Source organism: Ancylomarina subtilis (assembly GCF_004217115.1).
In the GTDB taxonomy this organism is placed as follows: Bacteria; Bacteroidota; Bacteroidia; order Bacteroidales; family Marinifilaceae; genus Ancylomarina; species Ancylomarina subtilis.
Genome location: NZ_SHKN01000001.1, coordinates 1,142,815 through 1,155,311, shown reverse-complemented (window position 1 = coordinate 1,155,311; position 12,497 = coordinate 1,142,815). Strand labels below are relative to the sequence as shown.

The 12,497-nt window shown below is 37.8% G+C and carries 8 protein-coding genes; 7 read left to right on the top strand and 1 reads right to left on the bottom strand.

Going from position 1 to position 12,497, the window contains the following annotated elements; genetic code table 11:
* The first annotated feature begins 172 nt into the window (after positions 1–172).
* Complete coding sequence (locus tag EV201_RS04735; RefSeq protein WP_130306237.1) at positions 173–2,152, top strand: tetratricopeptide repeat protein; 1,980 nt, start codon at positions 173–175, stop codon at positions 2,150–2,152.
* Positions 2,153–2,223: 71 nt separating this feature from the next.
* Entirely contained in the window at positions 2,224–3,498 is a 1,275-nt protein-coding gene (locus tag EV201_RS04730) for a replication-associated recombination protein A (protein ID WP_130306236.1), read from the top strand.
* 112 nt (positions 3,499–3,610) lie between these two features.
* Here the strand turns inward: EV201_RS04730 and EV201_RS04725 are convergent, their stop codons facing one another.
* Positions 3,611–6,013 carry a penicillin-binding protein 1A gene (locus tag EV201_RS04725; RefSeq protein ID WP_130306235.1) on the bottom strand — a complete coding sequence of 801 codons (2,403 nt, stop codon included), beginning with the start codon at positions 6,011–6,013 and terminating at the stop codon, positions 3,611–3,613.
* Positions 6,014–6,583: 570 nt separating this feature from the next.
* Between EV201_RS04725 and EV201_RS04720 the strand changes: the two genes are divergently transcribed.
* The 5 genes from EV201_RS04720 to EV201_RS04700 all read left to right on the top strand — a co-directional run bounded on the left by EV201_RS04720 (position 6,584) and on the right by EV201_RS04700 (position 12,496).
* Complete coding sequence (locus tag EV201_RS04720; RefSeq protein ID WP_165389583.1) at positions 6,584–7,924, top strand: serine hydrolase domain-containing protein; 1,341 nt, start codon at positions 6,584–6,586, stop codon at positions 7,922–7,924.
* A gap of 44 nt (positions 7,925–7,968) precedes the next feature.
* The gene (locus EV201_RS04715) at positions 7,969–9,075 is read left to right on the top strand and encodes a glycerate kinase family protein (protein WP_130306233.1); all 1,107 of its coding nucleotides are present in this window, start codon (positions 7,969–7,971) and stop codon (positions 9,073–9,075) included.
* 142 nt (positions 9,076–9,217) lie between these two features.
* Positions 9,218–10,294: a butyrate kinase gene (gene buk / locus EV201_RS04710; RefSeq protein WP_130306232.1), complete on the top strand. Its 1,077-nt coding sequence runs from the start codon at positions 9,218–9,220 to the stop codon at positions 10,292–10,294.
* 501 nt (positions 10,295–10,795) lie between these two features.
* Positions 10,796–11,272 (top strand): NADH-quinone oxidoreductase subunit NuoE family protein, encoded by a 477-nt coding sequence (locus EV201_RS04705; RefSeq protein ID WP_130306231.1) that lies wholly within the window; start codon positions 10,796–10,798, stop codon positions 11,270–11,272.
* 36 nt (positions 11,273–11,308) lie between these two features.
* Positions 11,309–12,496: an NADH-ubiquinone oxidoreductase-F iron-sulfur binding region domain-containing protein gene (locus tag EV201_RS04700; RefSeq protein ID WP_242610455.1), complete on the top strand. Its 1,188-nt coding sequence runs from the start codon at positions 11,309–11,311 to the stop codon at positions 12,494–12,496.
* The last annotated feature ends 1 nt before the right edge of the window (position 12,497 follow it).

Below are 12,497 nucleotides of genomic sequence, written 5' to 3'. Positions count from 1 at the left end.
TTCAAGTTAAGACATTTATGAAAAAATAAAAAGAATATGTTTTATCTTATTAGAAATAGCTTATCAAGTCTTAATGAGGGGCGGATTTTATGATTTAAATTCTGTTAATTTGCCTCGATTGCCAGCTAGATTTTTTAAGTTTGTAATTCAACATTTGAAATTTTAGTTTTCTATGCGTTTATTCCGGCTTATCATATTTTTGTGTTTTCTCTTCTGTTTGAAATCAGCTAGTGCTCAGCTCAATACTGAAAATCTTTTATCAAAGGGGCGTAATGCGATTTATTTTGACGACTACACCGAGGCGATTACAAAATTTAATGAGATTATCAGGGTTAAGCCCTATCTGCCAGAGCCTTATTTGTTTAGAGCTTTAGCAAAATATTACCTGGAAGATTTCGAGGGGGCAGAAGCCGATTACTCCAAGGCGATTTCAATCAATCCGAATTATACTTTAGCTTATTTATACAGAGGTGTTGCTAATAATCATTTGGAGCGTTACAAGCAGGCTCTTAAAGATTTTGATATGGCTGAGGAGTTGAATCCCAATAATGCAGAAATATTTGCAAATAGAGGAATTACCTTAGCTGCCATGAAGCGTTTTAAGGATGCTGAGGACAACTACACCAAGGCGATACTGATTAAGAAAGATATGATAGGCGCTTATCTGAATCGGGCAGTGGTAAGAGAACAAATGGATGATATTAAAGGGGCTATTGCGGATTGCAATAAAGCTGTTCAACTCAACAATTTTTCGGCAGATGCCTTTGGCCACAGAGCCTATTTAAAATATAAGAATAAAGAGTATAAGGAATCTGTTGAGGACTATGAACGAGCCTTGAAAATTAATCCCAATGATGCGCGCTTGATAATGGGTAGAGGGATATCAAATTATGCAACCAAGAATTTAAGAGGGGCATTGGCTGATTACGACAGAGTGATCGAATTGGATCCCAATAACGCTTATGGTTATTACAATAGAGCTCTTTTAAAGTCAGAAGTGGGCGATTTTAATTCTGCCATCGAAGATTTTAATATGGTTTTGGATATGAATCCGGATAATATGCTGATTTATTTCAATCGGGGTTTGGTTAAGGCAGATATTGGGGATAACCTGGGAGCTATTGCTGATTATACCACTGCAATCAATATTTATCCTGATTTTGCAAAAGCTTATCTGGCCCGGTCTTCAGCCAAGCAGGTGATAAAGGATATAGATGGTGCCATTCAGGATAGAAATCAAGGATTGATTATTATCGAAAAGTACAAGAAGATGAAGAATGAAGGTGCTATGGCTGCTTTTGTAGACACGACTGAAAATTTTCAACGTTTGATTGACTTGAATTCCAGAGATAAAATTGTTGAAGAGATTATAAAGGGACGTGTTCAGGATAAGTTTGTAACGATTAAGCTTGAGGCTGATTTTCACATTACTCATTTATCAATGGACAGTTTGCGTGCCGGAAAGATGCAGTACTACGACCAGGAATTGATGAATTATAATCAAAAGCACAATTATTCGCCGGCTTTCACTTTTAGTAATAAGCACAGCCTGTTTTCGAAGAAATTGGTTGAGCAACAAATTAAAAATGCTGATTTTCTGATAAAATCGGGGGATAGTGAGGCGTATTTCTTTAAGGGAACCTATGAGTTAAGCAATAAGAAATTTAATAATGCAATTGCTTCCTTTAATATCTGTATCGAGAAGGATAAGAATTTTGCTTTTGCCTATTTCAATCGAGCAAATGCAATTGTCGATATGACGGATTACATTCAATCTATTGGTGTGAATGATCATACCAATTTGCGAATGAACGAAGACAAAAAGGGTAAGGATTACGAGATTATCGTTGATTACAGTTCGGCTATTGCAGATTATAATAAGGCTATAAAGTTGAATCCGGATTTTAACTTCGCTTATTTTAACAGGGGAAATACCTACGCCAAATCCAAACAGTTTGATAAAGCGATTTCGGACTATAATAAAGCGATTGAGTTGGATAGTCGATTCAAGGAAGCTTATTATAACCGGGGATTGGTGTATTTATATAATAATGATAAGACGTCTGCATATGGTGATTTAAGTAAAGCGGGTGAATTAGGTTTGCTCGATGCTTATAATGTGATAAAACGCTATTGTAATAAAGATAAATAAGCTTTAATCTTCATTTCGGAAATAAAAATCGCCCATACAGACTTTCAATTTTAATATTTTACTCTTTATATATGTCAGCAAACCAACCTTTAGCAGAACGACTACGCCCTACCAGTCTTGAGAATTATTTGGGACAAAAACATCTCGTGGGTGAGAAAGCAGTTCTTCGAAAGATGATTGAGTCAGGGAATATTTCGTCTTTTATTTTGTGGGGACCTCCAGGGGTTGGAAAAACGACTTTAGCAAAGATTATTGCCAATCAACTCAATCGCCCTTTTTATATTCTATCTGCTGTAAATTCGGGTGTGAAAGATGTGAGAGAGGTGATTGCCAAGGCTGAAAAACAGAAGTTTTTTTCGACACCTAATCCTATTTTATTTATCGATGAAATTCATCGTTTCAGTAAATCACAGCAAGATTCTCTTTTGGGAGCTGTTGAAAATGGGACGGTAACCTTGATAGGGGCAACAACCGAAAACCCTTCATTTGAGGTGATATCGCCATTGCTTTCCCGTTGTCAGGTTTACGTTTTGAAAGCTCAGGACAAATCAGATTTGGAGTATTTGATTGATCACGCTATTTCGAAGGATATTTACCTGAAAGAGAAAGATGTTACAGTAAAAGAAAAGGATGCCCTGATTAAATTTTCGGGAGGTGATGCACGCAAGCTGTTGAATATATTGGAGCTGGTCATTAACTCCCAGGTGACTGATAAGATTGTTTTGACCAATGAACTTGTACTGAAAGAGCTACAAGAAAATCCATCGATGTATGATAAGGATGGCGAACAACACTATGACATTGCCTCTGCCCTAATAAAATCGATTCGAGGTAGCGATCCAGATGCTGCTGTTTATTGGCTGGCAAGAATGATTGAGGGGGGAGAGGATCCTAAGTTCATCGCCCGACGATTGGTCATTTCAGCCAGTGAAGATATTGGTTTGGCCAATCCCAATGCACTGCTTTTGGCCAATGCAGGTTTTCAATCGGTCAATCTGGTTGGTATGCCCGAGTCTCGGATTATACTTTCCGAAGTCGCTATTTATCTAGCCACCTCAGCTAAAAGTAATGCGTCTTATCTGGCAATTGGCAAGGCTCAGGCTTTGGTTAGAGAAACCGGAAATCTGTCAGTTCCCTTGCATTTGCGCAACTCACCAACCAAGTTGATGAAAGATTTGGGCTATGGTAAAGAATATAAATATTCTCACGACTATCCGGGTAATTTTGTTGAACAGGACTACCTTCCGGAAGAGATCTCAAATCAGAGACTCTATATTCCTCAGAATAATGCTCTGGAAGTGAAAGTGCTGGAACGATTAAAATTTTGGTGGAAGAAACGCTTTTAGATTTTAATAAGTTCAACTTTAAGAGCAAAAAAAATGCGTAAAATACATGTTCTGAACGAACAGGTATTTTACGCAAAATTGTTTTTATTAGACCAATGACAATTAAGTCATGTTAGTCTTTTTTTCTGAAGATAGATCTTATCTTATCATAGATAGATTTTTTATTTTTCTTTCTTTTTTCTCGACGTTCTTTCATCTTCATCTTGTCCTCTTTATTGTTGTCGAGACCCAATAATCTTTCGAAGAAACCTGCGCGAGGAGGTATGTAATGGGGGATATCCAGCTTTGCCAGAGTTTCATTATCAGGTTTGAAAAATGGTGCTGTACAGTAGTTTTGATATTTGTTATTGTTGTTGAGTTGGTGCATGAATTTGCCATAAATAGGGAGTGCCATAGAAGCCCCTTGTCCAAGGCTTAACGAACGGAAATGTACGCGCATATCTTCAGCTCCTACCCAGGCTCCGGCAACCAGATTTTGATTGTAACCAATATACCAGCCGTCTGCCTGAGATTGAGTTGTCCCTGTTTTTCCTGCAAATTCACCTTTCAGACCATATACTGATCGCAGGCTTTTTGCTGTTCCACTGTCAACAACGGCAGTCAGCATTTGGTTTATGATGTCTGCATTTTCGGCAGATAAGTTGGATTCTGTTTCTGTGTTTAGTGGATTTAGATCAACAATAACTTCGCCCTTGTTGTTCTCAATTCGAGAGATATAATAGGGTTCAACTTTTTTTCCTCTATTGGCAAAACTTGCATAAACCTGAATCATTTCCAATAACGAAATATTAGCTGTTCCCAAAGCAAGTGATGGCACCTTGGGCAAAGGAGAGGTGATTCCCAGTTCTTCAGCCAATTTAATGGTTTCTTGTATGCCAGTTTCCATTATAAAATCAACAGCAATGGTGTTAACTGATTCTGCTAGTGCACCTTCCATGCTGTAGCTGCCTTCGTAGTTATTATCCGCATTTCGGGGAGACCAGTCCTGGAATTCAGAGTATACTTTACGCTCATTAGGGTAATAGTCATAAGGTGACATGTTCGCCTCAAGAGCAGCTGCATAAACAATTGGCTTGAATATCGACCCCACTTGTCGTCTGCCCGTAACATGATCGTATTGGAAATGTTTGAAATCAATACCACCAACCCAGGCTTTGATTTTACCTGTATTGCTCTCCATGGCGACAAAGCCTGTGTTTAAGAGTTTGATGTAATGTTTGATTGAATCGAGAGCACTCATTTGGACATCCTTTTCTCCATCCCATGAGAAGATTTTCATGTCTCTTTTTTTCTTCAATATCGCATCAATCTCCTTCTTCTTTTTTCCTTCTTTTACTAAGGTTTTATAATAAGGAGAACGTTCAATCGCTGAAGTCAGAATCGCTTTATTATTGTCCCATGGATTTTGTCTTCCCCAGTGTTTATAGAATAAATTCTGTAAGTTTTTCATGTGAGACTTGACAGCATCCTCGGCATATTTTTGCATGCTATAATCCACAGTACTCACAATTCTTAAGCCATCCCGGTATATATCGTAATATGAGCCATCCGTTTTGGTATATTTTTTTAGGATATTGTCAGCTTCCACACGGATGCGTTCACGCAAATAGGGGGCAAGTCCCGAGTGAGTAGTTTGTTTATGATAGTTGATTTCCAGAGGTTTTCGTTTAAGCTGTTCGGCTTGATTCTCTGATATAAAATTGTTTTTAGCCATTTGTCCTATAACCACGTTTCTGCGTTGTTTCGAACGTTCAGGAAAACGACGTGGATTATAGTAGGATGGTGCTTTTAGCATCCCAATCAGAACGGCACTTTCGTCAAGTTTAAGTTTGTAGGCTGGCTTGCTAAAATACTGACGTGAAGCGCTTTCTATTCCATAGACTTGTTCGCCAAAGGGAACCGTATTTAAGTAGAGTTGAAGGATCTTCTTTTTGGAGTAAATCTTTTCTAATCTTGATGCAGTAATGGCTTCTTTTATCTTGTTGACAGGCATTGAAAATTTGCCAAAATCTCTTCTTGGATAAAGGTTTTTGGCTAGTTGTTGACTCAAAGTACTTCCCCCACCAGAACTTTTGTTGCCTAGAATCAGTGTTTTTACGAGTACACGCACCAGACTGATTTCGTCAATTCCTTCATGATTGTAGAAGCGTGAATCTTCAGTGGCAACAAGTGCGTTAATCACATTAATTGGGATTGCATTAAAATCGATATTAGTGCGATTCTCTGCATAGATACGTCCCAGAATTTTTCCATCATCAGAATAGACTTCTGAGGCTTCAGCATTCTGAATCGTTTTTAAAGTGTGGTAATCAGGTAGTTTTCCCCAAGCGCCATAATAGATACTTGCCAAGAATAAACCGAAGAGAGAGCCAGCAATAAGCAGACAGATAAAGCAAAAACGAATGAAGCGATTTTTGAATGTTCGCTTTGATTTTCCTTTTTTTGCAGGGGTTGATTTTCTTTGGGGAGGATTCTTTCTTTTAGCCTTAATAGGGGTGTTCTTGCCTTTTGTCATTTATTTTCTAGTTGTGATTTTTTGACTCAATTTTCTGTGTGTAAAAGCTCACCCTACAGAATCAATTCAATTGATGCCAGGTGAATAACTTTTATTGCTAAAAGTTTAAATATTGAGTTTTTAAGGTAAGGTCCGCGCAAATATAAGTAAAACTTGTGAATCGTCTTTTGGAATTTGAGATCGAAAGTGTTAAAAAAGATTATGGATTTGTCTTTCAGTATGTATCCACTTTCTTAATTGCTATATCCTAAATCGATATTCCAATTGAACTTGGTGTGCCTTTAGGCAACTGTAATCAGACTGATATGCTAATAAATATGAGTCATGTTTGAAGATAAATTACTCAGAATGGGGCTATGTGTTTGAACTTTTGAAATTTAGATGGAAGTCATACAGAGACCATTATTAGCCAAAAACCTGCATTTTTATGTCACATATCTGACGGAAATGTTTTATCTTCATAGCTGCATATTCAGAAAAAATAGTCACTTTTGTGGCGAATTAAGATTAGATAGATTAGTATCCTTAAGGTATCTTGTAATGAGATCTTTGAAAGATAAACTGTGGAGAATGACTGTAAAACAAATCATAATACTCATATTAACCTTGGTTGTGGTCCTGTTGGATACACATACCAGCTCGTCCAAAAGAGAAGAATTACATATACCCTACGATGGCAAATTGGATCCCGTTTCGCATCGTATTTCAAATGCACTTTTATCATCAGAGGCCACTAAGAGAGCGGATTATAGAATCAATAGATTTCTTGAATATTGGCACATTAATGGTGCTTCTGTGGCATTAGTTAAAGATGAAAAACTTGTTTTTGCTAAAGGTTACGGTTACGCCGATATGGAAAAAAAGGTGAAAGTTGAACCCGATCATTTATTTCGTATTGCCAGTGTTTCAAAGTTGATTACGGCTACAGCAATTATGAAATTACAGGAAGAAGGCAAGCTGCAATTAAGCGATAAGGTTTTTGGCGAGACTGGAATTCTTAATTCAGAAAAGTATCTCAATATCCGCGATAAGCGAGCCTGTAAAATAAGTGTCGAACACCTTTTAAGACATACGGCAGGATTTACAAGTCGGTACGGGGATCAGATGTTTTTGCCAATAACCATAGCAAAAAAGATGAATGTTCCTGCTCCGGCAAGTGCTGAGACCATAATTGAATTTGCACTTTCAAGACGTCTGCATTTTACACCTGGTAGCCGTGGTAGCTATTCGAATTTAGGTTATGTGATTCTTGAAAAGGTTGTTGAGGCCGCTTCAGGAAAAGATTATGAAACTTACGTTCAGGAACATATTTTACATCCTGTAGGTATTTTTGATATGCATTTGGGAAAGAATTTGCGTCAAGACAAATTGCCCAATGAAGTAAATTATTACGAACAGTCCAATGCGATATTGGTACCCGCTTTTGATGGTTCTGGCGAAAAGGTGTATCGAAGTAATGGAGGGAACAATATCGAAGCTCTTGGTGGTGCAGGAGCCTGGATAGCATCTGCAGCTGAGTTGATGAAATTCTATGTTGCGATTGATGGTAAAGATAAGCAAGCTGATATTCTTTCTAAGGAGAGTGTTGCTTATATGACAAAACCCAGTCGAAGAGGATTTAGTCCTATTGGATGGAAAGGAACCCGATCGAATGGAACATGGTGGCGTACCGGAACGCTTGCTGGTACCTCAGCTTTGATGAAGCAGAATCCAGATGGCACAACCTGGGTGATTATTACCAACACATCTTCGTGGAGAGGGTCTGATTTCCCCAAAGAATTGAATAAGTTGATGGCAAGGGTGTTGCGTTCTGTAAAGAAATGGCCCGAGATGGATCTGTTTAATTATTTCGAAGCCCAGCCAACGATGTTTGTTTTTGAGGACGTTTCTGATTTTGTTGACCGTAGTTAGATGTTTGAAATTATCAGAATTTAATAACCAAGTTTTATTTAAGGATGAATATTCTGATCGCACCCAATGCTTTTAAAGGCAGCCTATCTGCTCTTGAAGTTGCTGGAATCATTCAATCTAATCTTTTAAAGCTTAATCCCGACCTTAAGTGTAAGTGTTTGCCTATTGCTGATGGTGGTGATGGGACTTTTGATGTGCTGACCCATCATTATAATGGAGAAACACATATTATTTCCACAATTGATCTTCTTGATAGAGAAATTAAGGCTTCTTTATTTCTTACGGAACAAGGACTTGCAATTATTGAACTAACTCATGTTGCCGGTTTGTCTTTGCTAAAACCTTCGGACTACAATCCTTTAAATACACATACTTTTGGAGTAGGAGATTTAATTCGTCTGGCTTTGGATCTGAACTGTTCCAAAATAATACTTGCCGTTGGTGGCAGTGGAACGCTTGATATGGGTTTGGGTGCATTAAGAGCTTTAGGGTACCGTTTTTTTGATAAAGATGGGCTGGAGCTTAAGGGAGGTGGAGGAAATTTGTCATCGATTGTAACCGTCGATACTCAGTGTTTTGATCGTCGGATTATGAATGTCGATTTTCAGATCGCCTGTGATGTTGAGAATCCTTTAATTGGAGAATGTGGAGCTGCGAAGGTTTTTGGAGCACAAAAAGGTGCTACTAGTGAAGAAATCGATCTGTTGCATCAGAATCATCAATATTTTGCTGAATTAATCAAAGCGCAATTTCAGATAGATATATCGGATATGAAGTATGGAGGTGCTGCTGGTGGTATTGCCGCAGGTCTTCATGCCATGTGTGGAGCTAAATTGCAATCAGGTAGCGAGTTGGTTTTCCAATGCCTTGATATGGATGAGGCTATAGACGAATGTGACCTTTTGATTACTGGAGAGGGGCGGATTGACTCGCAGTCAGCTTTTGGAAAAGCACCCTATGTTTTAGCTCAAAAAGCAAAAGAAAAGGGGAAACGTGTTTATGCATTTTGCGGGACTTCAGAATTTCTTCAAAACTCACCATTTGATAAGGTCTTTCCTATAAAAAAAGTGAGTCAAAGCTTGACTGAAGCTATGAAACGCACAAAAGAAAATTTGATTGATGCAGTTTTTTCAATGAGAGGTGTGTTATAACTACATGATTATTAATTGTTTTTGTATCTTGTCAGAGTCATGATTTAAAGCAGGAAAAAGATTTTAATTTTTGCATGGTTATCCTCTGGAGATTGGTATTTTTGCAGTCGAATACTAAACAAACAATAAACTACTTTTTCTAATGGAAAATCGCAGAATTTTAGCTATTAATCCGGGATCTACATCTACAAAGATTGCCGTATACCAAGGCGACAAATCAGTCTTTCTAAAAAATATTAAGCACTCTAACGAAGAGTTAGCTCAGTTCAACAGCATTTCAGAACAATTTGAGTTTCGTAAAGATATCATCCTAAAAGAATTGGTTGATGCTGAGATTCTTATTGATTTTATTGAAGCTGTAGTTGGTCGTGGAGGTCTTGTTAAGCCTATTGAATCAGGTGTTTACTTGGTTGATGAAAACCTTAAAGCCGATTTACGTGTGGGTGTTCTTGGGGAGCATGCGAGTAACCTTGGTGGACTGATTGCTGATAATATCGCACAGTCTTTACCAAATGCTAAAGCTTATATTGCTGATCCGGTTGTGGTTGATGAGATGATTGATGTGGCACGTGTTTCAGGTCATCCTGAATTTGAGCGCATTTCAATTTTTCACGCATTGAATCAGAAAGCGGTAGGTCGAGCTTTTGCTTCAACCCTTGATAAAAACTACGAGGATTTAAATATTATCGTGGCACATTTAGGTGGTGGTATCTCAGTAGGTGCTCACTTAAAAGGACGTGTTATTGATGTGAATAATGCATTGGATGGTGAAGGACCTTTCTCTCCAGAACGTTCGGGAACATTGCCAGCTGGAGCTTTGGCTAAACTTTGTTTTAGCGGAAAAGTGACTTTGGATGATTTGAAAAAAATGATCAAAGGTGAAGGTGGTTTGGTTGCTCATATGGGAACGAATGATGCTTACGAAATTGAATTGAAAGCTAAGGCTGGTGATGAAAAAGCAAAACTGATTCAGGATGCAATGGCATACCAGGTAGGTAAATCTATTGGAGCTTGTGCTGCATCTTTAAAAGGTCAGGTTGATGGGATTATCTTAACAGGAGGTATTGCTCATAACGCCGATTTAGTAAACTATGTGAAAGAAATGGTTTCATTTGTTGCACCGATTATTGTTTATCCGGGTGAGGATGAAATGAAAGCTCTTGCAATGAATGGTTATATGGTGTTGAAAGGTGAGATTGAGCCTAAGAGATACGTTTAAAACGATTTATTATAATATATAAAAGAGAACCCTCGGCTTAGGCCGAGGGTTTTTTTATTCTCAAAAATCAAGTTTTGTTTAAAAAGACTAAATATAAATTAATGCCTGTGGTTGAATTAATACTTCAATTAAATTAACAATCAAATATCAATAGTTTGGGGGCTTTGTATTGATATTCAGGTAGTCTGTTTCGTGTGAGGTGAAATAAATAATGACAGAAGTTTACGAATAGAGAATTATTTCTCTATTAAATTTGTATATTAAGAGGCGTAATTGAATGGGAGGATGTTGAATATGAGTTGATTTAGCCGCACTCATTAAAGTTTGAATCTGAAATTGTACAAGAATAATTAGCATAAAAACTAATCTATCTCACAATAATAAGATGATGAATGAGCCTTAACTCTAATCTGTTTTTTTAATCTGAACTTGACATACGGGTTCGGATTTAAGAAATGTATTGTGTTAAGCTTCATTTGTTTTTTAACAAAAAATCAAACTATGAACAATCATGCTGAATTTGTAAAAGATCTTGTAATTGAGCAAGGGGCTAAAAGGGAGGAATTGCTTCCTATCCTGCAAGCTGTTGTTGAAAAAGATCGTTTTTTATCTGCAGATGCTATTCTTAAAATAGCCGAAGAAACTAAAATCCCTGCCGCTGATGTCTATGGAACGGCTAGTTTCTATTCATTTCTGGATATTGTCCCACGTGGTAAATACGTCATTCGTGTTTGTAAAACCATTACCTGTTCCATGAAAGGGAAAAACCAAATTCTTTTGGCACTTGAAGATTTCCTTAAAATAAAACTTGGCGAAACAACGCCTGATAAACTATTTACCATGTTAGAAACCAATTGTTTGGGGTGGTGTCATAAGGCACCGGCAATGTTGGTAAACGATGATGTTTACACAGAGTTAACACCTAATAAGGTAATTGATATTCTGAGCTCCTACAAAGAAAAAGCCGAGGCAGAATAATATCAATGTTTTTTTAACGGTTAAAATCTGAGTTTTATGACAACAAAAATGAAACAACTCAAGAGAATAGATCTTATTTTCAATCATGAAGACGATTGTAAAGAAATATTAAAAAAGTCCTTCGCTCGCACCAATGAAGAAGTGATTAACGAAATGGTGAATTCTGGTCTAAAAGGACGTGGAGGTGCAGGTTTCCCCACAGGGTTAAAGTGGAAATTAACAGCTGAAGCTGAAGATAGTCCTAAATATGTTATTTGTAACGCCGATGAAGGGGAGCCCGGAACGTTTAAGGATAGAGAAATATTGACACGTGTGCCCCATAAAGTTTTGGCAGGAATGGCCATGTGTGCTAAAATAATAGGATCAAGACAAGGTTATATTTACTTAAGAGGTGAATATAAATTTTTGGTTCCACAATTGAGAGAGGAGCTTGTTAAATTTCATCAAATTATGGATGAATTGAACCTTGATTTTGAAGTGGATATCTTTCTGGGTAGTGGAGCATATATTTGTGGAGAGGAATCTGCCTTATTTGAGTCGATGGAAGGGAAAAGGGGCGAACCAAGAAATAAACCACCATACCCAACTGAGTGTGGTTATTTAAACAAGCCTACCGTCATTAATAATGTTGAAACTTTAGCTCATTCATATACCATTATGAAATATGGGGCTAAGAAATTCCGTGAACTTGGAGTTAAAGACTCGTGGGGTTCCAAGCTGTTTTCAGTTTCTGGAGATACGCCGATTCCTGGTATATACGAGTTGGAGTTGGGGATGAGTGTTCAGGATTTTGTTGATGACTTTGGCGATGGTGACACCAAAGCAGTTCAGGTTGGAGGAGCCTCAGGTTTTCTTGTTCCGCGTAAGCGTTTTGCTAAATCGCATATTGGATATCAAGGGAAACTGACAGGTGTATCGTTGCCAACAGGAGGTTCTATGATGATTTTTAATAGTTCTCGTTCCATGTATAATGTACTGGATAATTACCTCGATTTTTTTCAGGAGGAGTCTTGTGGGCAATGCACACCATGTCGGGTTGGTTGTCAACAGCTATTGAAAGGCATAAAGGCTGTGAAGCGTGGTGAAAAACCAGCTGTTTATTTAGATAAGCTTTTAAAACTAACCGATACGATGCGTTTAACGGCTAAATGTGGTTTGGGGCAATCGGTCGCGAATTCCTTTTCTTCCATTGTAGAAAATTTCCGTGAAGAAATGATTTACTAAT

Coding starts and splice junctions, on each gene's coding strand:
- EV201_RS04715 (WP_130306233.1), top strand. CDS start 7,969: ATGAATATTCTGATCGCACCCAATGCTTTTAAAGGCAGCCTATCTGCT.
- EV201_RS04720 (WP_165389583.1), top strand. CDS start 6,584: ATGACTGTAAAACAAATCATAATACTCATATTAACCTTGGTTGTGGTC.
- EV201_RS04730 (WP_130306236.1), top strand. CDS start 2,224: ATGTCAGCAAACCAACCTTTAGCAGAACGACTACGCCCTACCAGTCTT.
- EV201_RS04735 (WP_130306237.1), top strand. CDS start 173: ATGCGTTTATTCCGGCTTATCATATTTTTGTGTTTTCTCTTCTGTTTG.
- EV201_RS04725 (WP_130306235.1), bottom strand. CDS start 6,013: ATGACAAAAGGCAAGAACACCCCTATTAAGGCTAAAAGAAAGAATCCT.
- buk (WP_130306232.1), top strand. CDS start 9,218: ATGGAAAATCGCAGAATTTTAGCTATTAATCCGGGATCTACATCTACA.
- EV201_RS04700 (WP_242610455.1), top strand. CDS start 11,309: ATGACAACAAAAATGAAACAACTCAAGAGAATAGATCTTATTTTCAAT.
- EV201_RS04705 (WP_130306231.1), top strand. CDS start 10,796: ATGAACAATCATGCTGAATTTGTAAAAGATCTTGTAATTGAGCAAGGG.